Source organism: Amycolatopsis sp. NPDC114484, assembly GCF_055633755.1.
In genome coordinates this window covers 1-25,055 of the sequence record NZ_JBVKDQ010000014.1, presented here as the reverse complement: position 1 = coordinate 25,055, position 25,055 = coordinate 1, and the positions used below count along the sequence as shown (strand labels likewise).

Below are 25,055 nucleotides of genomic sequence, written 5' to 3'. Positions count from 1 at the left end.
GCGCGAAGCGGCGCGGCGGCGGAAATTCTCCGAACTTCCCGGTGGCACACCAGGTCGAGGCCGGGTTCGGCGGTCCGACGAGGTACCGTCGTGGCCATGTCCACCTCACCTGCCGCCGCGCCCGGACGTCCGTTCGGCCGCGTGCTCACCGCGATGGCGACCCCCTTCGACCGAGCCGGGGCGCTGGACGTGAAGCGGGCCCAGGAACTGGCCGAGTACCTTGTGGACCTCGGCAACGACGGCCTCGTCGTGAACGGCACCACCGGCGAGAGCCCGACCACGACCGACCAGGAGAAGGCCGACCTGATCCGCGCCGTCGTCGAGGCGGTCGGCGACCGCGCGACCGTGGTCGCGGGAGCGGGCACCAACAACACCGCGCACAGCCTCGAGCAGGCGCACGCCGCCGCCGAAGCGGGCGCGCACGGCCTGCTCGTCGTCACGCCGTACTACTCGCGGCCGAGCCAGGCCGGGCTGTACGCGCACTTCACCACGGTCGCGGACGCCACCGAGCTGCCGGTCATGCTCTACGACATCCCGCCGCGCTCGATCGTGCCGATCGAGGTCGACACGCTGCAGCGGCTGGCCGAGCACCCGCGGATCGTCGCGGTGAAGGACGCCAAGGGCGACCTGATCGCCGGCTCCGAGGTCATCGCGAACACCCACCTCGCCTACTACTCCGGCGACGACGGCCTGAACCTGCCGTGGCTGTCGGTCGGCGCGGTCGGCGTGGTCAGCGTGATCGGGCACGTCGTGGCGGGCCGGATCCGCGCGATGATCGAGGCCTACGAGGCGGGCGACACGTCCACCGCGCGCACGAACCACCGCGCGATGCTTCCGGTGCTGCGGGCGATGTCGCGCGTCGGCGGCGTCGCGTTCAGCAAGGCTTCGCTGCGGCTTCGCGGGTTCGACATCGGCGACCCGCGGCTGCCGATCGTGGCCCCGTTCGACGACCAGCTCGAGCAGATCGCGGCCGATCTCGCCCAGGGCGGCGTGCCGCTGGAAGACAGCGCGGCCTCGGACTGGCATGGTGCACGGGTGGCACAAGCAGATTCGCAGGCGGCCTACACCGCCCCCACCTCGCACACCAGCGTTGGGACAATGCCCCGGTGACTTCACTTCCCGCCGGACCCGGCCCGACGCACCTCCCGCCCGCCCTTCCCGAGGGAGCCCTGCGCGTCGTCGCGCTCGGCGGCATCGGCGAGGTCGGGCGCAACATGACCGTCTTCGAATACGACGGCAGGCTCCTGATCGTCGACTGCGGCGTCCTCTTCCCGGAGGACGACCAGCCGGGCGTCGACCTGATCCTGCCCGACTTCCGCGCGATCGAGGACCGGCTCGACGACATCGACGGCCTCGTGCTCACCCACGGGCACGAGGACCACATCGGCGCCGTCCCGTTCCTGCTCCGGCTGCGCCCGGACGTCCCGATCTACGGTTCGCGCTTTACCAACGCGCTGCTCGCGGCCAAGGCCAAGGAGCACCGCCAGCGGCCGAAGCTGATCGAGGTCCGCGAGGGGGAGCGGCGCAAGGTCGGCTCGTTCGACCTCGAGTTCTTCGCGGTGAACCACTCGATCCCGGACGCGCTCGCGGTCGCCATCCGCACGCCGGCCGGCGTCGTGCTGCACACCGGCGACATCAAGCTCGACCAGCTGCCGCTCGACGGGCGGCTCACCGACCTCGCGGGCTTCTCGCGCCTGGGCGACGAGGGCGTGGACCTGTTCTGCGTCGACTCGACCAACGCCGAGGTGCCCGGGTTCGTCATGCCCGAGCGCGACATCGGCCCGGTGCTCGACGACGTCATCCGGCGCGTGGACCAGCGCGTGATCGTCGCCTGCTTCGCCAGCCACGTGCACCGCGTGCAGCAGGTGCTGGACGCCGCTGTGCGGCACGGCCGCCGCGTGGCGTTCGTGGGCCGGTCGATGGTCCGGAACATGGGCATCGCGGCCGAACTGGGCCTGCTGGAGGTGCCGGACGGCCTGCTGGTCGACCTGGACCAGGCCAGCAGCCTGCCGGAGAGCAAGGTGCTGTTCGTGTCGACGGGTTCGCAGGGCGAGCCGCTTTCGGCGCTGTCGCGGATGGCGCGCGGCGAGCACCGGCAGATCTCGATCCGCGCGGGCGACACCGTGGTGCTGGCCAGCTCGATGATCCCGGGCAACGAGACCGCGGTGTTCGGCGTCGTCAACGGCCTGACCCGGCTCGGCGCGAACGTCGTGCACCAGGGCAACGCGAAGGTGCACGTGTCCGGCCACGCGTCGGCGGGCGAGCTGCTCTACCTGTACAACGCGGTCCGGCCGAGCAACGTGATGCCGGTGCACGGCGAGTGGAAACACCTGCGCGCCAACGGAGAGCTCGCGATCCGCACCGGCGTCGCGCCGGACAACGTGGTGATCGCCGAGGACGGCGTGGTCGTGGACCTGGTCGACGGCAAGGCCTCGCGCACCGGCCGCGTCGAGGTCGGGCACGTGTACGTGGACGGGCTGTCCGTCGGCGACGTCGGCGAGTCGACCCTGTCCGACCGGCTGGTGCTGGGCGAGGGCGGGTTCATCGCGATCACCGTGGTGATCGACTCGAACACCGGCCGCGCGGTCAGCAGCCCGACGATCTCCGGCCGCGGCTTCTCCGACGACCCGAAGGCCCTGCACGCCGTCGTGCCGCTCGTGGAGATGGAGCTGGCGCGGACGGAGGCCGAGGGCATCACCGACACCCACCGCATCGCGCAGGCGGTGCGCCGGGTCGTCGGCCGGTGGGTCGCCGACACCTATCGCAGGCGGCCGATGATCGTGCCGACGGTCATCCCGGTCTGAGTCAGCGCCGCGCGCCCGCCAGCAGCAACGCCATCATGACGATCGCTGCCTGGCGGGCGAGCGCGTTGCGCGCTCTGCGCTGGTCTGCCCGGCTCGGTCGGTTGTCCATGAGATCCCCCAGGTTTCCCGTGCGGTCCGCTCCAGTGTGGCGGCCCCGCGGATAGGACACATCCCGCCCGGGGTTGGTTCCCGTCTCCGCCCGGAGAAGGAGTCAGGCCACCGCGGCGGTCTGTCGTTGGACCAGGTACGCGCCGCCGAGCAGCAGCGCGGCGCCGACCGCTTGCGGCCAGGCGAGCGCTTCGCCCAGCAGCGCCCACGCGAACGCCGCCGCCGCGACGGGTTCGAGCAGCCCGACGACGCTCGCCACCGAGGCGGGCAGGTGGCGCAGCGCGGAGATCCCCGCGACGTAAGGGATCGCCGTCGACAGCACCACCAGGCCGATCAGCAGCAGCCACAACGGCGGGTGCCACGGTCCGAACGGGACGGTCTGGTCCGCCATGCTCAGCGGCAGCGTCCACGGCGGCGCGGCGACGCTCACGAGCAGGCCGCCGATCACCATGCCCCAGGTGACCAGCCCGAGCGGTTCGCGCTCGGCGACCGCGCGTTCGCCGATCAGGAAGTACCCGGCCGAGCAGAGCGCCGCGCCGGACCCGGCGAGCAGCCCGATCGCGTCGAGCTCCAGCCCCCGCCCGACCTGCGCGACCAGCGCCAGCCCGGCCAGCGCCACCGCCATCCCGAACCACAACATGCGCGGCAGCCGCTTCCGCCGCACCACGCGCACCCACAACGCGATCAGCACCGGCGACAGGAACTCCAGCAGGATCGCGACGCCGACCGGGATCCGCTTGGCGGAGATGAAATACAACAGCTGCGTACCGGCCACGCCGAGCGCGCCGTACGCGAGCAGCATGGGCCATTCCCCGCGCCGGACCCGCAACGAGTGCGGGGCGAAGAGCGCGGTGCCGATCAGCAGCAGGACTCCCGCCGTCCCGATCCGGATCACCGCTGTCTGCTCCGGCGTCAGGCCCGCTTCCATCACCGGTTTCGCGAGCGTTCCGGACGTGCTGAAGAAGACCGCTGCGAGCAGCACGAGCGAGAGGCCGCGGCCCCGGTGGATCACCCGGGGTCGTTCCAGGACGGGGAGTTCGGTGGTCACGCGCGGGACACTACGGAGCGGGACCCACCGGACGAAACTGAGTTATTCCAAGCGCTTCAGGCCGCTTGCGACGTGCGTCGCGATCGTCGCCAGCCGCCGTCCCTGGAGCCGGAGTGCCTGCAGCGCGGTGTCGTCCGGCGCGGCGGACTTGCGCGAGACGAACGAGCCGCCGTACGGGTTGCCGGACTCCATCAGGTGCGGGTCCGCGTAGCCGAGGGGGAGGACGATCGCGCCCCAGTGGTAGAAGATGTTGTTGATTGCCAGCACAGTCGCTTCCAGACCACCGTGCGCGGTGGACGCCGACGTGAACGACGTCGCCACCTTGTCGGCCAGTTTCCCTTGCGCCCACAGCCCGCCCGTGGTGTCCACAAAGGACTTCAGCTGCGCGGCGGGCCCGCCGAACCGGGTCGGGCTGCCGAGCGCGAGGCCGTCCGCCCATTCGAGATCGGCGAGCGTGGCGAGTTCGTGGTGCGGCCCGGAATCGACCCAAGCCCGCCAGCGCCGATTGCTCGCCACCGCTTCCGGCGGCGCGGTCTCGGCCACGGTGCGGACGCGTACCTCCGCCCCGATTTCGCCCGCCCCTTCGGCGAGCGCGCCGGCGAGGGCGGCGGTATTGCCGGTAGCGCTGTAGTAAACGACCAGAATGCGGGTGCTCACACCACGCGACCCTAGCCGGGCCGAGCCGGGCGTCCCACGATCCGGACGGGTCAGCGCCGCGGCTTCCAGGGGCTGACGGTGTCGGTCGGCCGGGTCGGGTCGTGGAAGCGCGGGCGGATGGGTTCGTGGCGGCGCAAGGGGATCAGGCCGTCGGTGATCGCCTGCATGATCTTGGCGTGCGCGCGAACGCCCGCGCCGGGCCGCTCCGGCTCGACGTCGGAGAGGTCCACCGGGGTCCCGAAATGCACCTTGAACCGAGGCCGACGCAACGGCGCGCTCAACCCGGATTTGGCCAGCGGCAGCAGATCCGCGGGCCCGTTCACGGTCTCCGTGCCCCAGTACACGGCCTCGTGCGCGCCCCACTGGCTGATCGGAATCACCGGCACCCCGGACGCGAGCGCGAGCCGCGCCGCCCCGGTCTTGCCGCGCTCCGGCCAGAGCCCAGGGTCGTGGCTGATCCGCCCCTCGGGATAGACGACGATCGGCTCGCGCGTGGTCCGCAACGCCTCCGCGGCCTCGGCGAACTGCCCGACCGCGGTCGCCGCCTTGGCCCGGTCCACGCGCAGATGCCCGCTGACCCGCAGCGCGGGCCCGATCACCGGAGCGTCGAGAATCCCGCCGGCGAGCATGAACCGGGGGTTGATGCCGATCCGCTTGCAGGCCGCCATGAGCACGAAGGCGTCGAACACGCCGATGTGATTGGCCGCCATGAGCAGCGGTTTGCCCCGCAGCTCCCGCGGCACCGACCCGGTGACCGTGAGCCGCCCGACGAGGTTCACCAGGCCCCGGTCGATGTTGAGCATCGTCCGCCAGATCGCGGGGGCACGGCGCGGGGCCTCGTCCTGTTGGAGCGCGAACATGCGCAGAGCATTTCACGACGGGCAAATCGCACCTGAACGGGTGGTTCTCTCTGCCGATGGCGGTGGCGACGGCGATAGCGTCGGCCAGTGCCAGGACGCGGCACGGCGCCCGCTCCCGACATTGTTCCGAAAGGTCCTGACGACTGACCAGATGCTCACTTCGGACTTCCTCCAGCGGCCCGGTTTCGACCCGGCACGTGCAGCGGCGTCGGTGCGCTGGAGCGACTTGAGCGGCGAGATCCGTTCGATGGACGGCGCAGGCGCGGACCTCGCGCCGCGCGCCGCGCTGTGCGGTCTCGCGGGTGATGCGTCGGCGGAGCTGGACCGGATCTTCGTCCATGCTGATTGGTGCGGCTACCCGGCCTTTCGCGTGCGGCGCTCCTGCGGGTCAGGTGTCGGCTACGTGATCGGGATTCCTCGCACGCCGAGGGGCCTGGTGCCATCGGTGAATGCAGAGGCTTGGGCCAACGAAGGGGCCGGGGCCGAGTCGGTCTGCTTGCACCTGCAGTCGAACGCCGAGGACGACGAAAGCGAAGCAGCGGGCTGGTTCACCCCCGACTCGGCGCGGGCGCTGGCCGCTCAGTTGATTAAGGCAGCCGACCTGGTCGATCGCCGCAGCCGACTGTGACTTGGAGACGATTGTTTCGGGTGCGCTGCGAGTGGCACATGTGACTATCGGTCCGCGCCCGTTACCGTGGGGGCATGGCTGGGTCGGCGACGAGGAAGCGGAGCACTGCGGGAAGCGGCGGGAAGGCACCGGCGCGTAGTTCGCGTACGCCGGCGAAGTCTCGGGCGGCCGCCTCGGGCAGGTCGTCGAAAGGCGGTTCCACCAGGGCCAGGAGCAGCTCCCGGCCCCGGACGTCCCCTGCGCGGCGCCCGGCCGGCCGCAAGAGTTCCGGCGCGTTCGGGCGGGGGGTGCGCAGCACCTGGAACCTCGCCGCCAAGGGGATCGGTTCGCTCGCCCGCACGGTCGGGCGCACGCGGGAACTCGAAGCCGAACACCGTCGTGACGGGCTCGCTCTCGGACTGATCGCGCTGGCCATCGTCGCCGCGGTCGGTGTCTGGTGGCGGGCCGCGGGTCCGATCGGGGCGGGCGTCGAGGTCGCCACGCGGACCGTGCTCGGTGCGGGGGCGGTGACGCTTCCGCTGGTGCTTCTCGTGGTCGCCGTGGCGCTGATGCGGTCCGAGCCGAGTCCGGAGACCCGGCCGCGGATGGTCATCGGCACGGTGCTGGTCGTGTTGTCCGTGCTCGGGATGCTGCACATCTTCACCGCGCTCCCGGACACCAACGACGGCCGGATGTACGCGGGCGGCATTCTCGGCGCGTTCTCCGGCGGGCTGCTGACCAAGGGCGTCACCACGTGGGTCGCGGTGCCGCTGCTGATCCTCGCTCTGCTGTTCGGCGTGCTCGTGTTCACCGGCACGCCGGTCCGCGACATCCCGCACCGCCTGCGCACCTGGGGGCTCGACGAGCACGAGCTGGCCGAGTACGAGGCGGGCCAGCACGACGAGCGCGACGCCGAAGAACCCGAACCCGAGGCCGACCCGAAGGCCGTCCGGCTGCGGAAGCCCTCGCGGCGGCGGCAGGCCAGTGCCGACAAGGACGGCGAGCAGCTCGACATCGACGCCGCGCTCGCCGAGCCGGCCACCCCGATCCGGCCGCCGAAGCCGGTCGCGCCGCCCGCCGAGGTGCCGGAGAAGAAGCCGAAGAAGGCTCCGGAACCCGCGCTGTCGGTCACCCGCACCGTCGAGGGCGACTACGCGCTCCCGCCGCCGGACCTGCTGAAGCTCGGCGACGCGCCGAAGTCCCGCAGCAAGGCCAACGACCAGATGATCGAGGCGATCACCGGCGTCCTCGACCAGTTCAGCATCGACGCGCAGGTCACCGGCTTCACCCGCGGCCCGACGGTCACCCGGTACGAGGTCGAGCTCGGCCCGGGCGTGAAGGTCGAGAAGATCACCGCGCTGACCAAGAACATCGCCTACGCGGTGGCCACCGACAACGTCCGGCTGCTCGCGCCGATCCCGGGCAAGTCCGCGGTCGGCATCGAGGTGCCCAACTCCGACCGCGAGATGGTGCGCCTCGGCGACGTGCTGCGCGCGCCGACCACGGTCAAGGACAACCACCCGATGCTGATCGGGCTCGGCAAGGACATCGAGGGCGAGTTCGTCACCGCGAACCTCACGAAGATGCCGCACCTGCTGGTGGCAGGTTCCACCGGTTCCGGCAAGTCGAGCTTCGTGAACTCGATGCTGGTCTCGCTGCTGGCCCGCTCGACGCCCGCCGAATGCCGGATGATCCTGATCGACCCGAAGATGGTCGAGCTGACGCCGTACGAGGGCATCCCGCACCTGATCACGCCCATCATCACGCAGCCGAAGAAGGCCGCCGCCGCGCTGGCCTGGCTCGTCGAGGAGATGGAGCAGCGCTACCAGGACATGCAGGCCAACCGGGTCCGCCACATCGACGACTTCAACGCCAAGGTGCGCTCCGGCGACATCACCGCGCCGCCGGGCAGCGAACGCGAGTACCAGCCGTACCCGTACATCATGGCGATCGTCGACGAGCTGGCCGACCTGATGATGACCGCCCCGCGCGACGTCGAGGACGCGATCGTCCGGATCACCCAGAAGGCCCGTGCCGCGGGCATCCACCTGGTGCTCGCGACGCAGCGGCCGTCGGTCGACGTCGTCACCGGCCTGATCAAGACGAACGTGCCCTCGCGGCTCGCGTTCGCCACGTCGTCGCTGACGGACTCGCGGGTCATCCTCGACCAGCCGGGCGCGGAGAAGCTGATCGGCATGGGCGACGCGCTCTACCTGCCGATGGGCGCCGGGAAACCGGTCCGCATCCAGGGCGCGTTCGTCGGCGACGAGGAGATCGCCGCGGTCGTCAACTTCGCCAAGGACCAGGCGCAGCCGGACTACAACGAGGGCGTCACCAGCGCCAAGGCAGGCGAGAAGAAGGAGATCGACCCGGACATCGGCGACGACCTCGACGTCCTGCTGCAGGCCGCCGAGCTGATCGTCACGTCGCAGTTCGGGTCCACCTCGATGCTGCAGCGCAAGCTCCGCGTCGGGTTCGCCAAGGCCGGACGGCTGATGGACCTGCTGGAAAGCCGCGGCGTGGTCGGCCCGTCGGAGGGGTCGAAGGCCCGCGACGTGCTGATCAAGCCGGAGGAGCTGGAGTCGGTGCTGTTCATGATCCGCGGCGGCTCCGACGCGGGCGGCTCGCCCGCAGGCGGCGAGGACGAAGACTTCTGAGCCGCGCGTGCAACCCGGCGGCGCGTCCGGCTCGTCCAGTACCCATGGACCTCAAGAAGCTCGCACTGGGTATCGGGACGGCCGCCGCGCTGGCCGGGTGCGCGGGCGGCACGGCCGCCGTCGCGCAGGCACCGTCGCGACCGCCCGCCGCTGATCCGGGCGGGAACGTGGCGCTCACGCCCGGCCAGGAGGTACAGGTCGCGGGCCGGGATGTGACCGTGCGCTACCGCCAGCTGGTCTCGGACTCGCGCTGCAAACCGGGCAGGCAGTGCTTCGTCGCGGGGGAGGCGGTCGTGGCGCTGGTCCTGACCGAGCCGGGACGCGGCGAGCACACGTCGGTCCAGTTGCACACCGGCCGCCAGGGCCCGGACGCGACGACCTTCGCCGGCACGACGGTCAAGCTCGCCGCCGTGGACGGGTCGGGAGCCCGGATTCTCGTCCGGTTCTCCTGAGGCCGCTCAGAACTCGAGCAGCATCCGCGAGTTCCCCAGCGTGTTCGGCTTGACGTAGGGCAGGTCGAGGAATTCCGCCACGCCCGGGTCGAGCGAGCGCCGCATCTCCTCGTACACCTCGTGCGACACCGGGGCCCCGTCGATCTCGACGAACCCGTGCCCGGAGAAGAACGACGTCTCGAACGTCAGCACGAACAGCCGTTTCAGCCCCAGTTCGCGGGCTTCTTCGACGAGCCTGCCGACCAGCGCGCGCCCGATCCCGCGCCCGCGCGCCGCTTTGTCGACCACCACGGTGCGCAGCTCGCCGATGTCCTCCCACAGCACGTGCAGCGCGGCGGCGCCGAGCACGTCGGCCTCGTTCCCCGCGCCGGTTCTCTCGTCGGTCGCGACCCAGAACTCCTGCACCGCCTCGTAGAGCGTGACCAGATCCTTCTCGAGGAGCACGCGGCCCGCGTCGGAGTCGACGAGGGCCTTGATCTTGCGGACGTCGGCGATCCGCGCGCGGCGGACGGACGGGGGGCGGGAATCGGGCACCCGGTCAAGATAACTACCGCGAGGACCGGGTGCGCCGAGCGGCTCCATCGGGGGACCCCGGATGCGTGACGGCGGCGGCCGTCACGTATAGCTAGTGAGCGCACATGACCAGTAGTCGGCGGGCGCTGGCCGGCTACCGGCCCTCGGGAGGAACCTGCATGTCCGGCAGTACCGTGGCGGCCCCGGAACGACCAGGCAGCCCTCCCGCCGGGCCGGGCGCGCAAGCCCGGTTCCGGCCCGAGCTGCAGGGCGTGCGGGCGCTGGCCTCGGTGCTGGTGGTCGTCTACCACGTGTGGTTCGACCGGATCTCCGGCGGCGTCGACGTCTTCTTCCTCGTCTCCGGGTTCCTGATCACCGGCCAGCTCTACCGGGCGCTGCTGCGCGGCCGGATCGAACTGCGCGCCACCTGGGGCCGGATGATCAAGCGGCTCTTCCCGGCCGCGATGACCGTGCTGCTGGCCGTCGTGGTCGTGTCGCAGCTGCTGCTGCCCCAGGACCGCTGGTTCCAGACCATCCGCGAGGTCGTCGCGTCGGCGCTGTTCTACGAGAACTGGCAGCTCGCGGCCGATTCGGTGGACTACTTCGCCCAGCACAACAGCGCGAGCCTCGTGCAGCACTTCTGGTCGCTGTCCATCCAGGGCCAGTTCTACCTGGTGTGGCCGCTGCTGTTCGTCGCGCTGGGCCTGCTCGTGCGCCGCCTCGGCTGGTCGCTGCGCGGCACGGTGAACCTGCTGCTGGCCGTCCTGTTCGCGGCCTCGCTGGCGTATTCGGTGTACCTCACCGCGGCCGACCAGCCGCTGGCCTACTTCCACGGTCTCACCCGCGTGTGGGAATTCGCGCTCGGCGGCCTGATGGCGATGTTCCTCGACCAGGTCTCGCTGCCGCGCTTGCCGCGCATCGTGCTCGGCTGGGTGGGCGTCGCCGGGCTGGTGCTGTGCGGCGTCCTGCTCGACGTGGACAGCGTGTTCCCCGGCTGGATCGCGCTGTGGCCGACCGTCTCGGCGGGCCTGGTGCTGGTGGCCGGGCAGACCGGCAGCGCGCTCGGCGCGGACCGCTGGCTCAGCTCGAAATTCCTCGGCTACGTCGGCAATCTCAGCTTCTCGCTGTACCTGTGGCACTGGCCGGTGCTGGTCTTCTACCTGATCGTTCGCGACCGGGCGGCGGTCGGCCTGCTCGGCGGCACGTTCGTGGTCGGCGTGTCGTTCCTGCTCTCGATCCTGACCTACCACCTGATCGAGAACCCGGTCCGGCTGTCGAAGATCGGCACCGCGAAACACTGGGGCGCCTACCGGTTCGGCGTGCTCGCGCTGGCCCCGGTGCTCGTCGCGAGCGGCGTCTGGCAGGGCGTGAGCAGCGCGCGGGCGAACTACGAGATCGCCATCGGCGACCCGGACCACCCGGGCGCGGTCGCGCACGCGCAGGGCTTCGTCTACCGCGGCGCGCCGTCGCCGCCGGTCGTGCCGCCCACGGTGAAGCTCGCCGACGACTGGGCCCGCATCGCGCCGGACCAGTGCTCGAAGTCCTCGCGCAACAAGGAGCTGGAGATCTGCACGGAGGGCCCGGAAGGGCTGCCGACCAAGCGGATCGTGCTCGTCGGCGACTCGCACATCCAGCAGTACCTCGCCGCCTTCCGGCCCGCGGTCGTCTCCGACGGCTGGCAGGTCACGACCATGCTGAAGGGCGCGTGCCCGTATTCGTCGGGTTCCGAGCTGATGCCGGGCGACAAGGCCTGCATCGACTGGAACAAGGCCGCCACCGACGAGCTGCTCGACACCCGCCCGGACGCGGTCGTCATGCTCGGCACGGTCAACGCCAAACCGGGGCCGCACGAGTCGACGCCGAAGGGATTCATCGACGTCTGGTCCGCTTTGGACGACGCGAACATCCCGGTCGTGGCCGTTCGCGACAACCCGCGCTACGCGTTCAACATGGCCAGCTGCGTCGCGCAGAAGAGCCCGACCGACGCGGCGTGCTCGGTTCCGCGCCCGGCCGCGGTCGCCGCGACGCCGTCGTGGGAGCGGGTCGACGACATCCCGGGCAACGTGACGTTCCTCGACTTCACCGACTACTACTGCGACCAGAAACGGTGCCGCGCGGTCGTCGGGAACGTGCTGGTCTACATGGACGACAACCATCCGTCCGCGACGTTCAACACGACACTGGCGCCGATCGCGGTCAAACAGCTCAAACACGCCCTGCAGTGGTGACCGCGCGCGAGGGGCGAACGGACGACTTCGGCGACTAGCCGTCGCGGAGCGTCCCGGGTTGGGCACAATGGGGCGGCGGCGGGCTTGCCGCACGGGCACCTGAGGGGGAGCTGGTTTTTTTGACGCGCGCAGGGTGGGACGCATTCCAGGCCGCACAGTCCGAGGCGGCGGCGGGCCGGACGGCCGCGCTGACCGGCCCGGACGGCGTCGGATGGCTGCTCGTCCCCGGCCAGGCGTGGCAGCGGCGGCTGCCGGACGGGAACTGGCAGTACACGCAGCCGCCCGCGGACCCCGGCTACCGCGCGGCCGCCCGGCTCGCACCGCCGCCGGGCGCTCCGGCCCCGTCCGCCCCGGGTGCCCCGGGCGGATACGGCGCGCCGCAGCAGTACCCGGGCGGCCAGCAGGGCTACCCCGGTCCGGGCGGCGGCGGGGGACCCCGGCCGCCGTCTCCCGGACCGCAGAGCAATCCGGGCGGGTTCGCCGGACCGCAAGGAAATTCGGGCGGTGCCGCGGGACCGCAGAGCAACTCGGGCGGGTTCCCCGGACCGCAAGGAAATCCGGGCGGTGCCGCCGGACCGCAGAGCAATCCGGGTGGATTCCCCGGCCAGCAAGGAAATCCAGGCGGCTACGCGGGACCGCAGGGCAATCCGGGCGGCTATCCCGGTCCGCAAGGCAACCCCGGCGGTTACGCCGGACCGCCTGCACCGCAAGGGAATCCGGGCGGTTACGCCGGACCGCCTTCCCCGCCGCAGGGCTACCGTCCGCCGCAGCCCGGGTTCCCGCCCGCGCCGCAGGGCGGCCCGTGGTCCGGACAAGTCCCGGCGCACCCGCCGCCCGCCGCACCCGCGCCTTCTGGACCTCCGCCCGCCACACTCGCGCCTCCAGGCCCGCCGCCCGCCGCCCCGCCTTCCGCGCCGCCGATCCCCGCGAGCGCCCCGGCGCCGAATCCGGCCCAGCCGCCGCAGATCCGGGTCGAGAACCTGGGCCGGGCAGGGATGTTCGTCGCCGGGGCCGAGTCGATGGCCGAGTTCGTCACGCGCGCCACCCGGGTCGTCGCCTGGGCGGACGCCACCCGGCACGGCACCGCGAACGGCCCCGGCGAACCGCCGCCGCCCGAGCCGGAACGGCCGGGTTCGGACGGCAACGGCAACAACATGCTCGGCGACATGGCGCGGCACAGCCGGTCGGTCACGCTCGACCTGCTGGCCGCGGGCAACCGGATGTGGCAGCGCAAGGAGCAGTCCCGCTACGAAAAGGCCTACGAGGAGTGGCAAACGGCCTACGCCGAGTGGGAGAAACGCGAAGCGGCCCGGATGACGGCGGGCACCAAGCAGCCGAATCCGTTCATCCTGCTGGTGGGCGAGGCGAACACCGGCCAGCGCCGGTTCACCCGGGCGCTGAAGGCGTCGCTGACCGATGCCGAAGTCGGGTTCGACACCGCCGAGTTCTTCGACTGCGCCGCCCTGCTCGCCGAGTACGGCGACGACCCGGTCGAGCGTTCGGTGCCGGCGACGGTCAAGGACATCGAGAACGGCGGTTCCGCGCTCCTGCTCGCCGAGCGGGTCGACGCGCTTTTCGAGAAGGACGCCGCCGGCACCGTCCGGCTGCTGCGCAATTACGCGCGCGACCAGGACAGCTGCCGCCTGATCGTGCTGGACGGCACCGAGAAGGTGCTCGAACAGCTCCGCACCGAGGCCCCTGACCTGGTGCAGACCATGCTGCAGTACCGGCTGCCCCGGTTCGACCGGCCCGCCGAGGCCGCCGCGCTGCTCGACGTTCTCGCCCGGGAGCGCTCGTTCGGCCTGCCGGGCGACGTGCGCGACCGCCTCGCCGCGCTGGCGAAGGAACCCAGCGCGCGCACGGTGGAGGCGCTGCTGGACGCGGCCTCGCGGCAGGCGATCAGCCGGGGAGCGATGCCGGGCAGCCGGATCGAAATCGGCCACCCGGACATCGAGCCGCTCGTCGCCGCGGCGGGCCAGCGCGGCGGATCCTCGATCGAGGAACTGCTCGCCGAGCTGGACGGCATGATCGGCCTCGCCGCGGTCAAGGAGCGGGTCCGTTCGCTGACGTCGGAGATGACGATCGACGCGCGGCGCCGGGAAGCGGGCATGAAGGTCGCCGTGCGCAGCCGGCACCTGCTGCTGACCGGCAATCCGGGCACCGCGAAGACGACCGTCGCCCGGCTGCTCGGCAAGATCTACCAGGCGCTCGGCGCGCTGCCCAAGGGCCACGTCGTCGAGGTGACCCGCACCGACCTGGTCGGCGAGTACGTGGGCCAGACCTCGCTGAAGACCCGCGCGGCGGTCCAGCGGGCAGTCGGCGGCGTGCTGTTCCTCGACGAGGCCTACAACCTCGTGAACGACAAGGACGACGACTTCGGCCGGGAAGCGGTCGCGGAACTGCTGGTGCAGATGGAAAACCACCGCGAGGACCTGGTGGTCTTCGCGGCCGGGTACCCCAAGGAGATGGACGCCTTCCTGGAGTCCAACTCCGGCCTGCGCTCGCGGTTCGCCGGCACGATCGAATTCCCGGACTACTCCAACGACGAGCTGGCGCGGATCTTCCGCGCGATGGCGAAGGGCCAGGGCTACGAGCTGTCCGCGGACCTGCTCGCGGCGCTGCCGGAAGCGGTGCGCCGGATTCCGCGCGGCCGTGGCTTCGCGAACGGCCGGTCCGCGCGCGTGCTGCTGGAAGCGGCGATCGGCAAGCAGTCGACCCGGTTGACCACCGACGGCGGCGCGGACCTGGTCACGCTCGTCGCCGCCGACCTGCCCCAGCCCGGCGAGTCCGGAGTGGGTGCGGTGGACGACTCCGGTCCGAGGCGCAGTCTCCCCGAACTGCTGGCCGAACTGGACGCGATGATCGGGCTCAATTCGGTGAAGCAGCGCGTGCGGTCCATGGTGGACGAAATGGCCGTCGATGCTCGGCGGCGCGACGCGGGCATGAAGGTCGCCGTCCGCAGCCGCCACCTGCTCTTCACCGGCAACCCGGGCACGGCGAAGACGACGGTGTCGCGGCTGGTCGGGCAGATTTACCGCGAGCTGGGCGTGCTTCCCTCCGGTCACCTGGTCGAAGTCGGCCGCGGCGATCTCGTCGCCGAGTTCACCGGCCAGACCGCGCCGAAGACGCGCGAGGTGTGCGAACGGGCCGCGGGCGGCGTGCTGTTCATCGACGAGGCCTACAACCTCGTGCGCGACGACAACGACGACTACGGCAAGGAAGCCGTCACCGAACTGCTGGTGCAGATGGAGAACCATCGCGAGGACCTGGTGGTCTTCGTCGCGGGCTATCCCAAGCAGATGGACGAGTTCCTCGAGTCCAACCCCGGGCTGCGGTCGCGGTTCTCCGGCCGGATCGAGTTCCCGGACTACTCCAACGACGAACTCGCCGGGATCTTCACGGTGATGGCGAAGAGCCAGGGCTACGAGCTGTCCGCCGACCTCGCCGCCGCGCTGCCCGAGGCGATCCGCCGCATTCCGCGCGGCCGGGGGTTCGCGAACGGCCGGTCCGCGCGCGGCCTGCTGGAAGCCGCGATCAGCGGGCAGTCCAGCCGCCTCGCAGCCGCGCCGGACACGCCGTCGGACCAGCTGGCCGTCCTGGTGGCTGCGGACCTTCCGGGCGAGGCGGGGGTCGCGGTCAGCGACGACGCCGGACCGCGCCGGGGACTGGACGACCTGCTGGCCGAACTCGACGGGATGATCGGCCTGGACGGGGTGAAGGAGCAGGTCCGCGCGCTGGTCGCGGAAACACGGCTGGACGCCCGCCGCCGCAAGGCCGGGCTGCCGGTCGGGGCGCGCAGCAGGCACCTGGTGTTCACCGGCAACCCGGGCACCGCGAAGACGACCGTCGCCCGCCTGATGGGGCAGCTGTACCGCGAGCTGGGCGTGCTGCCGTCCGGGCACCTGGTCGAGGTCGCGCGGCCGGACCTGGTGGGCGAGTACATCGGCCAGACCGCGCCGAAGACCCGCGAGGTGTGCGAGCGGGCGATCGGCGGGCTGCTGTTCGTCGACGAGGCCTACACGCTGGTGCAAGGTGCCGGGACGGGCAGCGATTTCGGGTCCGAGGCGATCGCCGAACTGCTGGTGCAGATGGAGAACCATCGCGAGGACCTGATCGTGATCGCCGCGGGTTACCCGGCGGACATGGACCGCTTCCTCGACGCCAACGCGGGCCTGCGGTCCCGTTTCGGCGCCACCGTGCACTTCGCCGACTACGACAACGCGCAGCTGGCCGCGATCTTCACGGCCATGGCGGGCAAACAGGGCTACCGGCTCGACGCCGGGCTCGCCGAAGCGCTGCCCGGATTCATGGCCGGTCTCGACCGCGGCACCGGTTTCGCGAACGGCCGCTCGGCCCGTGGCCTGCTCGAACGCGCGATCCGGGCGCAGGCGATGCGGCTGGCCGGCCCGGACGTCGACCTGGAGGCGCTGGACGACGCGGAGCTGACGCTGCTGACGGTTCCGGACGTGTCCGCCGCGGAGTGACCCGCTCGGGGACTTATTCCGGGCGGCCGTGTCAGCAGGTCCGTGAGGGGAACCCTGAGGGAATCAGAGTCCCTCAGGGTTCCCCTCACGGACTGGAAGCCCGGTGCCGCCTCGAGCCCCGGGCATGGGCGGAGTGACCCGGCCGCAGAAGACGGCGTCACCGCACTGGGCGACGCCGTCGCGGGGCGGTCCGGACGCGACGGCTACCCTGAACGTCGTGCCTTCTCCAGCCGCTGACTCCGCTCGCGCCCGCCGTGTCTCCCTCGTGACCTTGGGCTGTGCCCGCAACGAGGTCGATTCCGAGGAGCTGGCGGGCCGGCTGGCCGCGGGCGGCTGGGAACTGGCCGCCGAACCGGAGGACTCCGACGTCGTCGTGGTCAACACGTGCGGCTTCGTCGAATCGGCCAAAAAGGACTCGGTCGACACGCTGCTCGCCGCGGCCGACACCGGCCGCAAGGTCGTAGCGGTCGGCTGCATGGCCGAGCGCTACGGCAACGAGCTCGCCGACAGCCTCCCCGAGGCCGACGCGGTGCTCGGCTTCGACCACTACGCCGACCTGTCCTCGCGGCTGGACGACGTGGTCGCCGGGCGCGCGATCGCCGCGCACACCCCGTCCGACCGCCGCAAGCTGCTGCCGATCAGCCCGGTGCAGCGGCCCGCCGCGGCGGCCGACGTCGAGGTCCCCGGGCACGCACAGCACGGCTGGGGCCCGCGGGTCCTGCGCACACGGCTGGACGATTCCCCGGTCGCCGCGCTGAAGATCGCCTCCGGCTGCGACCGGCGCTGCTCGTTCTGCGCGATCCCGTCGTTCCGCGGGTCGTTCGTGTCCCGCCAGCCCGACGAGATCGTCGCCGAGGCGGCCTGGCTCGCCGAGAACGGCGCGAAGGAACTGTTCCTGGTCAGCGAGAACTCCACCTCGTACGGCAAGGACTTCGGCCGCGACGGCACCCGCGCGCTCGAGCTGCTGCTGCCGCGCCTGGCCGAGATCGACGGCATCGAGCGCGTCCGCGTCTCCTACCTGCAGCCCGCCGAAACGCGGCCGCAGCTGGTGCGGGCGATCGCGACCACGCCCGGCGTCGCGGACTACTTCGACCTGTCGTTCCAGCACTCCAGCGAGCAGGTGCTGCGGCGGATGCGCCGGTTCGGCTCCACCGATTCCTTCCTCGCGCTCACCGAGCAGATCCGCGAGTACTCGCCCGAGGCGGGCATCCGCACCAACGTGATCGTCGGCTTCCCCGGCGAGACCGAGGACGACCTGGCCGAACTGGAGCGGTTCCTCACCGGGGCCCGGCTCGACGCGGTCGGCGTGTTCGGCTACTCCGACGAGGACGGCACCGAGGCCGAGACCTTCGACGGCAAGCTCGACCCGGCTGTGGTCGCCGAGCGCGTCGCGCGCGTCTCGGCGCTGGTCGAGGAGCTGACCGCGCAGCGCGCCGAGGACCGGATCGGCACCTTCGTGGACGTCCTGGTCGAGCACGACGGCACCGACGGCGACGACGCGGTCGGCCGCGCCGCGCACCAGGCCCCCGAGGTCGACGGGGAATGCGTCATCCTCGAAGACGAAGACACCAAGCCGCTCGCGGTGGGCGACATCGTCCGCTGCGAGGTCGTCGACTCCGCCGGCGTCGACCTGGTCGTCCGCCCGGCGCCGGACGCCGGCCGGTGAGTGCCGCGCCCAGCGGGGCGGGCGAGGGCGTGCCCCGCGCTGCTTCCGAGGGCGGGGCCCAGCTGCCCGAAGCCACCCCGGTCCCGACGCTGAACCTGGCGAACCTGCTCACCATCTCGCGGCTCGTGCTGGTCCCGCTGTTCGTCGTGGCGCTGTTCACCGGCCACGGCGAGGACACCACGTGGCGCGCGATCGCCACCGGGCTGTTCGCCATCGCTTCCGCCACCGACCAGGTCGACGGCTGGGTCGCCCGCCGCTACGGGCTCATCACCGACTTCGGCAAGATCGCCGACCCGATCGCGGACAAGGCGCTCATCGGCGCCGCGCTGGTCGGGCTCAGCGCGCTGGGGGAGCTGTCCTGGTGGGTCACCATCGTGATCGCGGTGCGCGAGATCGGCGTGACGCTGCTGCGGTTCTGGGTGATCCGGCACGGCGTGATCCCGGCCAGCCGCGGCGGCAAGGCGAAGACGATGGCGCAGATCCTCGCGATCGTGACCTATCTGCTGCCGCTGCCGGCCGGGGCGGACCCGGTGCGCTGGGCGCTGATGGGCCTCGCGGTGGCGCTGACGGTGATCACCGGCGTCGACTACCTGGTCCGCGCGATCCGGCTGCGCGCCGCCGGCCGCCGCGCGATGGGATCCTGATGACCGAGGCTCGCGAACTCGTCGCGGCCCTCACCCGCCGGGGGGAAACCGTGGCGGCGGCGGAGTCGCTGACGGCCGGTCTCGTCTGCGCCACGCTCGCCCAGGTGCCGGGCGCGAGCGCGGTGCTGCGCGGCGGCCTGGTGGTGTACGCCACAGAACTGAAGGCCGCGCTCGCCGGGGTCGACGAACAGTTGCTGGCCGAGCACGGAGCGGTGCACCCCGAGGTCGCCGCGCAGCTGGCCAGGGGCGCGCGGGAGCGCTGCGGGGCGACCTGGGGGCTCGGCCTGACCGGCGTCGCCGGGCCGGATCCGCAGGACGGCGCGGCCCCGGGGACGGTGTACGTCGGGCTCAGCGGACCGGGCGTGAACACGGTGCGTGAACTGGCCGAGACCGGTGACCGGGACACGATCCGGACCGCTTCGGTGCGCGCCGCGTTCGCGCTGCTCCGGGAACAACTAGACTGAAAACGGCGTTCGCCCTTGGCGTACGTACGTGTCAAGTCCTGCACTCGGGGTACCGCTCTGGGTAACGTAGGAGGCACCAGTTCGGGAAGGGAGGCGCGTGATGACCGTGCTGTTGCGCGAGGCGATCGGTGATCGGCTCCGTCATGCCCGCACCAACCAGCGTCGGACGCTGCGTGACATCTCCCGCGCCGCCCGGGTGAGCCTCGGCTACCTGTCCGAGGTCGAGCGCGGCCAGAAGGAAGCTTCCAGCGAGCTGCTGGCGTCGATTTGCGAGGCGCTGGAGCTGCCGCTGGGCGAGCTGCTGCACAAGGTCGCCGCGGACGTGTCGGCCCTCGACAAGGTCGAGGTCGCCCCGGTCGAAGAGGTGGAGACCGCGCCGAGGGAGACCGTTCCCGACCGCGGCGAGGCCGGCTTCGAAGGCGGCCGCCTGGTGTCGGAGCTGATCGGCGACGACCTCTCCGACCTGCGGCTTCAGCCCGCTCCGCGGATGAACACGACGTTGCGGACCACGATCGGCGCGCCGAAGCTGGCGTCCACGATCGCGGCGTAACGCCTGCTCTGTTTCGCTGCCCGGCCCCGGGGATCTCCCCGGGGCCGTCGGCGTGCGCGGGGTTCCCTTCCGGGCGGGTCCTGACCGCCGGTCAGGGCTGACCCTGAATTCCCCCGGGGCCGCCTGGAACGGCGGAGGCCGACCTGACACGATGGAACCCAACGCCGGGGTCGGTACGTTGTGCGACTAGGGGAGCGACGCCCCGCCCCGAAGTAACTCAGGGCCCGTGGGACGCAAGAAGGCAGGCGGAGGAGATGGCCAACCCGTTCGTGAAGTTCTGGAAGTACATGATGGCGGCGTTCTCGTCGAAGATCGACGAGCACGCCGACCCGAAGGTACAGATCCAGCAGGCCATCGAGGAGGCGCAGCGCAACCACCAGGCGCTGACGCAGCAGGCCGCCTCCGTGATCGGCAACCAGCGGCAGCTGGAGATGAAGCTCAACCGCCAGCTCGGCGAGGTCGAGAAGCTGCAGGCCTCGACGCGCCAGGCGCTCGTGCTGGCCGACGAGGCCCGGAGCAAGGGCGACGAGGCGAAGGCCACCCAGTTCGAGACCGCGGCGGAGAGCTTCGCCGCGCAGCTGGTCACCGCCGAGCAGAGCATCGAAGACCTCAAGACGCTGCACGACCAGTCGCTGCAGGCGGCCACGCAGGCCAAGCAGGCCGTCGAGCGCAACGCGACGATGCTGCAGCAGAAGCTGGCCGAGCGCACCAAGCTGCTCTCGCAGCTGGAGCAGGCGAAGATGCAGGAGCAGGTCTCCGCCTCGCTGAACCAGATGAGCCAGCTGGCCGCGCCGGGCAACACGCCGTCGCTGGAAGAGGTCCGGGACAAGATCGAGAAGCGCTACACCACCGCGCTGGGCTCGGCGGAGCTGGCGCAGAACTCGGTACAGGGCCGCATGATGGAGGTCCAGGAGTCGGCCACCCAGATGGCGGGCCACTCGCGGCTGGAGCAGATCCGCGCCTCGATGCGCGGCGACTCGGTCGCCCAGGTCACCGACGGCGGCGCGGCCGCGGGTGCGGCCTCGGCCAAGCCGGCCGCCGCGTCGGGCGACATCCAGCGGGAGATCCAGGCCCGCGTACAGGCGGAACAGGGCAAGAACCCGGCCTGACCGGCCGGGCACGAGCGGCGCAGGGGGCGGCGGGCATGACCAAACGGCGGGACTTCAGCGAGTTCAACGCCAAGCTCGAGAAGCACATCGAGCGGTTGCCCGACTACGCCCAGCGCGCCCAGGAAAAACTGCAGCGGTACTTCCCGCCGGCCGACGAGGCCGGCGGGAAGCCGCAGCAGAACAGCCGGACCCAGCGCGGTCCGGTCTCGCCGCCGCCGGTGCCGCGCCGTCCGTCGGCCCCGGCCGCGGCTTCCGCGGCGTTTTCCACGGTTGCCGGGCAAGTGCCCGCGGTCGCCGAGGTCCGCGCGAAATGGCAGCGCTGGAACGAGCCGAGCGCGAAGCACCGGCGCCGGATCCGCCGCACCTCGCGCGTGCTCACTTTGTGGGTGCTGGTCACGATCCTGCTCGGGGTCCTCACCGTGCTCACCGCCACCGGACTGCTCGGCGGGGCGGTGGCCGGGCCGGAGATCGGCCAGGCGGTGTTCTCCGGTTTCGCGACGCTGGTGTTCGGCACGTTCAGCGTCCGCACCGCGCTGCGGTTGCGAGAGCTGAAGAAGGTCGAGCTCCCCGCCGCGCCCAGCGGCCCGCCGCCGCTGCCCGCCGCCGGTTCGGCCGCGCGCGAGCCGATGGAGCGGCTGGCCGAGTCGGAGGCTTCGCTGCGCGAACTCCTGCGGCAGCTTTCGGTGCCGACTTCGCTGGGCACCACGGCGGTTCCGGAGGTCTCGGTCGCCGACGCCCGCGCGACGGCCGACGAGGCCGCCCGTGCGCTGCGCGGTCTGGCCGACCGGATCCAGGCGATCGAACGGGGCCGCAATTCCGCGCCGGAACGCGAACGTTCGGCGCTGCAGGCCGCGGTGGCGAAGTTGCGCGAACAGCTCGACGACGGGATCGAAGGCTACGGCGGCCTGGTCGCCGCGGCCGGTCGTGTGGTGGCGGCGAGCAGTGACGGGATGGTCACGTCGCGGGAGGCGCTGACGGACGCGACGGACCGGCTCGCCGGGTTGGCGCTGGCGCTGAAAGATCTGGGCTGACCGTGCCTGATCCGGCCCCGTTGCCGGGTCCCGCGGCGCGGTAATCCGCCGCGAAACGCCCGATCCAGGGGTGAATGTGCTCCGGGCCCGCTGCTTCGCGCCGACTCCGGGAATCGCGGCGGACGGACGGAAACGCCGTCCTGATGGCCGAGTTTGGGATTCCGGTCGGCGCAACGGGACACCTTCGGCCGCGACGGTGCGTGAGTTTCCCCCGCATACCGCAACAATCGCGTAATCCGATCCTGCTGGTGACGGAAACGTCTGCGGTTTAACGTTTTTCCCATGAGGTCGGTGTTGGCACCCGCCAGGCCCGGCGTCGCGGGCTGAGGTCGCGGCGCCGGACGTACACAGTGGACTCCTCCGATCCCGCCGAGGAAAGGACGCCCTCGTGACTACGCTCCCGCCGGAACCTGATCCTGTTCCCGTCCCTCCGCCCAGCTCGCACGAGCGGGTCCGCACCGCGTTCGAGCGGCTGGCGAAAGCCGACCGCCCCGGACTCTGGGTCTCGGTGCGCACCATGGAGGAAGTGCTCGTCGAAGCGAAGACCGTCGACGAACGCGTCCACGCGGGCGAAGACCTCCCGCTGGCCGGAACGGTCTGCGCGGTCGACTCCGACGGCCCGCCCGCCCTCGCCCGCCTGATCGACGCCGGTGCGGTGCTGCTCGGAACCACTGTCGCGGACCCGGAAAGCGCGGCGGTCGGTCTCGAGATCGTCGACCTGGCACTGAATTCGTCCGAGCGGGAGATCGCCGCCCCCGCCGGGGTGCTCACGCTCAAGCCGACGCCCGGGCTGATCCCGGGGACGACCGTCTCGGTGTCCGCACATCGCCTCACGACCGCCCAGCGGGCCGTCGCGGCGGGGCTCGGTCCGGAGTCGACGGTCCGCGAATGGCCCGCCGACGTGCGCCTCGCCGCTGGACAGCATCCGCGGCTCGGCATCCCTGCTGAAGCGAGCCTCCCGCTGCCCGCGAGGAGGGCGTTCGACGTCGCTGCCGCGTCTCTGGAGGCTTCCGGTGCTGTCCTGGTCCCAGTGGACGTCAGCGCGCTTTACGGGGCCGGAGACGCCCTTGGAGCCCGTTCGCTGCTGACGGAGCTGGATGCGGTGTTGCTGCCGACCATTGGCGTTCTGGACGCGACGCTGAACGCACTGGACCTCGCTGCGGTGACGGTGCCGGGGGACCGGCGGCCGTACGGGATCACTGTGGTGACGCGGGCGTTCGAGGATCAGATCGGCATCGACCTGGCTTCGGTGCTGACTGGCGAGCAGTCGCCGGATCCGTACCCGAGCGAGAGCGTCGACGTTGTGGTGTTCGGCGCGCATCTGTGCGGACAGCCGCTGCATGACGAGCTGCACGGGGCGCGGTTCGGTGGTCTGGTCCGGACCGCGGAGCGCTATCGACTGGTGCTGCTCGACGGTGTCACCCCGCCCCAGCCCGGAGTGGTCTCCGGCTCGGCCGGGGTGGACGGCGAGCGCTGGCGGCTGTCCCCGGCGGCGTTCGACCGTTTCGCGGAGGGCTTGGCGGCGCCGTTCGTGGTGGGCCGGGTTGAGTTGGAGGACGGGAGTTCGCCGCTCGCGGTGCTGTGCGAACCAGCGGCCGCGGCGGGTGGGGAAGGTCTGGACCGGTACGCGTCTTGGCGGGGATACCTGCGGTTCGTGAGCACCGGCGGGCCGCGGTTCCCCGGCTGAGGCGGAGGGGCCCGAGTGCGCACGGCCGGACTCGGGCCCCGGCGCTGCCGGACTTCGTGAGGCGCGGTTTGTGCCAGTGCCCGGCTGGGCCGGGACCGAAGCCGCCCTTCTGGTTCTGCCGAGCGGTTGTTCGCCGGTGGTTTGTTCGCCGGAGCCCAGACGTTGCGGCTGGGCAGTTTCGCCGGTCGAGCCCGACCGCTACCGGGCGGCGAGCCCCCGGCCGACGCGGCGGACCAGACCGGGCCCGTGCAGCGCGAAGCCGGTGTAGAGCTGGACGAGGCTGGCGCCTGCGTCGAGCATGCGGCGGGCGTCGTCCGGGCCGAGGATGCCGCCGACGCCGATGATCGGCAGGGCGCCGCCGGTCTTTTCGTGGACGAAGCGCACCACTTCGGCCGAGCGTTCGGTCAGCGGGCGGCCGGACAGTCCGCCTGCCTCGGAGGCCAGTGCGGCTTCGGCGGGGGCGATGCCGGCGCGGGAGAGGGTCGTGTTGGTCGCGATGATTCCGGCGACGCCGTGGTCCAGGCAGACTTCGAGCAGTTCGGCGAGCGCGTCGTCGGTGAGGTCGGGGGCGACCTTCACCAGCAGGGGAGTGTCGCCGCCCAGTTCGGTGCCGGTCTTGCGGAGTTCGGCCAGCAGTTCGGCGAGCGCGGATTTGTCTTGCAGCGCACGGAGGCCGGGGGTGTTCGGGGAGCTGACGTTGATCGCGAAGTAGTCGGCGAAGGGGTGCAGGACGCGGAGGGAGCAGCGGTAGTCCTCGACGGCCTCGTCCAGCGGCGTCACCTTCGACTTGCCGATGCTGATTCCCAGCGGCACCGCGGGTTTTCCGTGCGCGGCCAGTCGGTCGGCCAGGGCTTGGGCCCCGTCGTTGTTGAAGCCCATGCGGTTGATGACCGCGTCGGTGGCCGGGAGGCTGAAGAGGCGGGGCTTGGGGTTGCCCGGCTGCGGGTGGCGGGTGACGGTGCCTGCTTCGATGAAGCCGAAGCCCAGGGCCGGCCAGGCGTGCAGGGCCCGGCCGTTCTTGTCCATTCCGGCGGCCAGGCCGATGCGGTTGGGGAAGCGCAGGCCCAGGACGGTGGCGGGATCGTCGGTCCGGTACGCCTTGGAGAGGGGGCGGAGGGCGGTGCCCGCGCGGCTCAGGAGGGTGACTGTGCGTTCGTGGACTACCTCGGGGTCGTGGTAGGCGAGCCGGTACATCGCTGGGCGGACGATCCTGTCGAAGAGCACGTCGTCCATGCTGCCGTATGGGGGGCGGGGTCGCTGGGGTGGCTGGGGGTTCTTGTGGCGGGGGTCGCGTCAGGGGGGGTCTCGGTCGGGGCGGGCTCGTCGCCTGGCGGCGACATTGCGCCCGGGTGCGTGCGGGGCACCCCGAAGCTTGATTGTGATGACGGTCTTGGGGTGCTTGTCAAGGCGGGAAAGATGCCTTGACAAGCACCCCCACACCCCAACTTGGTTTCCGTCCAGGGCTGTAGGATGGTGTGTGTTCTTT

The 25,055-nt window shown here is 71.6% G+C and carries 19 protein-coding genes; 14 read left to right on the top strand and 5 right to left on the bottom strand.

Annotation, left to right across the window (positions count from 1 at the left end; all coding sequences use genetic code 11):
* Positions 1 to 96 precede the first annotated feature (96 nt).
* Complete coding sequence (gene dapA / locus ACZ7SW_RS29695; RefSeq protein WP_470233662.1) at positions 97 to 1,110, top strand: 4-hydroxy-tetrahydrodipicolinate synthase; 1,014 nt, start codon at positions 97 to 99, stop codon at positions 1,108 to 1,110.
* Positions 1,107 to 2,804, top strand: coding sequence for a ribonuclease J (locus ACZ7SW_RS29690; protein ID WP_470233661.1), 1,698 nt, complete (start codon positions 1,107 to 1,109; stop codon positions 2,802 to 2,804). The genes dapA and ACZ7SW_RS29690 overlap by 4 nt, the downstream gene beginning before the upstream one ends.
* A gap of 211 nt (positions 2,805 to 3,015) precedes the next feature.
* On the opposite strand, the gene ACZ7SW_RS29685 is transcribed toward ACZ7SW_RS29690, so the two are convergent.
* The 3 genes from ACZ7SW_RS29685 to ACZ7SW_RS29675 are packed head-to-tail and all read right to left on the bottom strand — an operon-like array spanning position 3,016 to position 5,477.
* Positions 3,016 to 3,960, bottom strand: a complete 945-nt coding sequence (locus ACZ7SW_RS29685; protein ID WP_470233660.1) for an EamA family transporter — start codon at positions 3,958 to 3,960, stop codon at positions 3,016 to 3,018.
* A 42-nt stretch (positions 3,961 to 4,002) separates the two neighbouring features.
* Positions 4,003 to 4,617: an NAD(P)H:quinone oxidoreductase gene (gene wrbA, locus ACZ7SW_RS29680; RefSeq protein WP_470233659.1), complete on the bottom strand. Its 615-nt coding sequence runs from the start codon at positions 4,615 to 4,617 to the stop codon at positions 4,003 to 4,005.
* Positions 4,618 to 4,667: 50 nt separating this feature from the next.
* Positions 4,668 to 5,477 carry a lysophospholipid acyltransferase family protein gene (locus ACZ7SW_RS29675; RefSeq protein WP_470233658.1) on the bottom strand — a complete coding sequence of 270 codons (810 nt, stop codon included), beginning with the start codon at positions 5,475 to 5,477 and terminating at the stop codon, positions 4,668 to 4,670.
* Here ACZ7SW_RS29675 and ACZ7SW_RS29670 point away from each other — a divergent pair.
* The 3 genes from ACZ7SW_RS29670 to ACZ7SW_RS29660 all read left to right on the top strand — a co-directional run bounded on the left by ACZ7SW_RS29670 (position 5,476) and on the right by ACZ7SW_RS29660 (position 9,193).
* Entirely contained in the window at positions 5,476 to 6,105 is a 630-nt protein-coding gene (locus ACZ7SW_RS29670; RefSeq protein WP_470233657.1) for a hypothetical protein, read from the top strand. The genes ACZ7SW_RS29675 and ACZ7SW_RS29670 overlap by 2 nt on opposite strands.
* Positions 6,106 to 6,179: 74 nt before the next feature.
* The gene (locus tag ACZ7SW_RS29665; RefSeq protein WP_470233656.1) at positions 6,180 to 8,741 is read left to right on the top strand and encodes a DNA translocase FtsK; all 2,562 of its coding nucleotides are present in this window, start codon (positions 6,180 to 6,182) and stop codon (positions 8,739 to 8,741) included.
* A gap of 44 nt (positions 8,742 to 8,785) precedes the next feature.
* Positions 8,786 to 9,193, top strand: coding sequence for a hypothetical protein (locus tag ACZ7SW_RS29660; RefSeq protein ID WP_470233655.1), 408 nt, complete (start codon positions 8,786 to 8,788; stop codon positions 9,191 to 9,193).
* A 6-nt stretch (positions 9,194 to 9,199) separates the two neighbouring features.
* On the opposite strand, the gene ACZ7SW_RS29655 is transcribed toward ACZ7SW_RS29660, so the two are convergent.
* A complete protein-coding gene (locus ACZ7SW_RS29655; RefSeq protein WP_470233654.1) occupies positions 9,200 to 9,727 on the bottom strand; it encodes an amino-acid N-acetyltransferase in 528 nt (175 codons plus the stop codon).
* 158 nt (positions 9,728 to 9,885) lie between these two features.
* Here ACZ7SW_RS29655 and ACZ7SW_RS29650 point away from each other — a divergent pair, with 158 nt between their 5' ends.
* The 9 genes from ACZ7SW_RS29650 to ACZ7SW_RS29610 all read left to right on the top strand — a co-directional run bounded on the left by ACZ7SW_RS29650 (position 9,886) and on the right by ACZ7SW_RS29610 (position 23,569).
* Positions 9,886 to 11,934 (top strand): acyltransferase family protein, encoded by a 2,049-nt coding sequence (locus ACZ7SW_RS29650; protein WP_470233653.1) that lies wholly within the window; start codon positions 9,886 to 9,888, stop codon positions 11,932 to 11,934.
* A 119-nt stretch (positions 11,935 to 12,053) separates the two neighbouring features.
* Complete coding sequence (locus ACZ7SW_RS29645) at positions 12,054 to 16,418, top strand: AAA family ATPase (RefSeq protein ID WP_470233652.1); 4,365 nt, start codon at positions 12,054 to 12,056, stop codon at positions 16,416 to 16,418.
* Between the two features lie 217 nt (positions 16,419 to 16,635).
* On the top strand, positions 16,636 to 18,084 hold the full coding sequence (gene rimO / locus ACZ7SW_RS29640) for a 30S ribosomal protein S12 methylthiotransferase RimO (protein ID WP_470233651.1): 1,449 nt from the start codon (positions 16,636 to 16,638) through the stop codon (positions 18,082 to 18,084).
* Positions 18,081 to 18,728 carry a CDP-diacylglycerol--glycerol-3-phosphate 3-phosphatidyltransferase gene (gene pgsA / locus ACZ7SW_RS29635; RefSeq protein ID WP_470233650.1) on the top strand — a complete coding sequence of 216 codons (648 nt, stop codon included), beginning with the start codon at positions 18,081 to 18,083 and terminating at the stop codon, positions 18,726 to 18,728. The genes rimO and pgsA overlap by 4 nt, the downstream gene beginning before the upstream one ends.
* Entirely contained in the window at positions 18,728 to 19,192 is a 465-nt protein-coding gene (locus ACZ7SW_RS29630) for a CinA family protein (RefSeq protein WP_470233649.1), read from the top strand. Before pgsA ends, ACZ7SW_RS29630 begins: the two co-directional genes overlap by 1 nt.
* 100 nt (positions 19,193 to 19,292) lie before the next feature.
* The gene (locus ACZ7SW_RS29625) at positions 19,293 to 19,742 is read left to right on the top strand and encodes a helix-turn-helix domain-containing protein (RefSeq protein WP_182893390.1); all 450 of its coding nucleotides are present in this window, start codon (positions 19,293 to 19,295) and stop codon (positions 19,740 to 19,742) included.
* Between the two features lie 254 nt (positions 19,743 to 19,996).
* Positions 19,997 to 20,851 (top strand): PspA/IM30 family protein, encoded by an 855-nt coding sequence (locus tag ACZ7SW_RS29620; RefSeq protein WP_470233648.1) that lies wholly within the window; start codon positions 19,997 to 19,999, stop codon positions 20,849 to 20,851.
* A gap of 35 nt (positions 20,852 to 20,886) precedes the next feature.
* Entirely contained in the window at positions 20,887 to 21,882 is a 996-nt protein-coding gene (gene pspM / locus ACZ7SW_RS29615) for a phage shock envelope stress response protein PspM (RefSeq protein ID WP_470233647.1), read from the top strand.
* Positions 21,883 to 22,270: 388 nt separating this feature from the next.
* A complete protein-coding gene (locus ACZ7SW_RS29610; RefSeq protein ID WP_470233646.1) occupies positions 22,271 to 23,569 on the top strand; it encodes an allophanate hydrolase-related protein in 1,299 nt (432 codons plus the stop codon).
* A 198-nt stretch (positions 23,570 to 23,767) separates the two neighbouring features.
* On the opposite strand, the gene ACZ7SW_RS29605 is transcribed toward ACZ7SW_RS29610, so the two are convergent.
* Positions 23,768 to 24,793, bottom strand: coding sequence for a quinone-dependent dihydroorotate dehydrogenase (locus ACZ7SW_RS29605; RefSeq protein WP_470233851.1), 1,026 nt, complete (start codon positions 24,791 to 24,793; stop codon positions 23,768 to 23,770).
* Positions 24,794 to 25,055: the final 262 nt, after the last annotated feature.

What these genes read in the sequence shown, in the direction of transcription:
- ACZ7SW_RS29625 (WP_182893390.1), top strand. Translation starts at nt 19,293, where the DNA reads ATGACCGTGCTGTTGCGCGAGGCGATCGGTGATCGGCTCCGTCATGCC.
- ACZ7SW_RS29620 (WP_470233648.1), top strand. Translation starts at nt 19,997, where the DNA reads ATGGCCAACCCGTTCGTGAAGTTCTGGAAGTACATGATGGCGGCGTTC.
- ACZ7SW_RS29660 (WP_470233655.1), top strand. Translation starts at nt 8,786, where the DNA reads ATGGACCTCAAGAAGCTCGCACTGGGTATCGGGACGGCCGCCGCGCTG.
- ACZ7SW_RS29650 (WP_470233653.1), top strand. Translation starts at nt 9,886, where the DNA reads ATGTCCGGCAGTACCGTGGCGGCCCCGGAACGACCAGGCAGCCCTCCC.
- pspM (WP_470233647.1), top strand. Translation starts at nt 20,887, where the DNA reads ATGACCAAACGGCGGGACTTCAGCGAGTTCAACGCCAAGCTCGAGAAG.
- ACZ7SW_RS29675 (WP_470233658.1), bottom strand. Translation starts at nt 5,477, where the DNA reads ATGTTCGCGCTCCAACAGGACGAGGCCCCGCGCCGTGCCCCCGCGATC.
- ACZ7SW_RS29670 (WP_470233657.1), top strand. Translation starts at nt 5,476, where the DNA reads ATGCGCAGAGCATTTCACGACGGGCAAATCGCACCTGAACGGGTGGTT.
- ACZ7SW_RS29665 (WP_470233656.1), top strand. Translation starts at nt 6,180, where the DNA reads ATGGCTGGGTCGGCGACGAGGAAGCGGAGCACTGCGGGAAGCGGCGGG.
- dapA (WP_470233662.1), top strand. Translation starts at nt 97, where the DNA reads ATGTCCACCTCACCTGCCGCCGCGCCCGGACGTCCGTTCGGCCGCGTG.
- ACZ7SW_RS29630 (WP_470233649.1), top strand. Translation starts at nt 18,728, where the DNA reads ATGACCGAGGCTCGCGAACTCGTCGCGGCCCTCACCCGCCGGGGGGAA.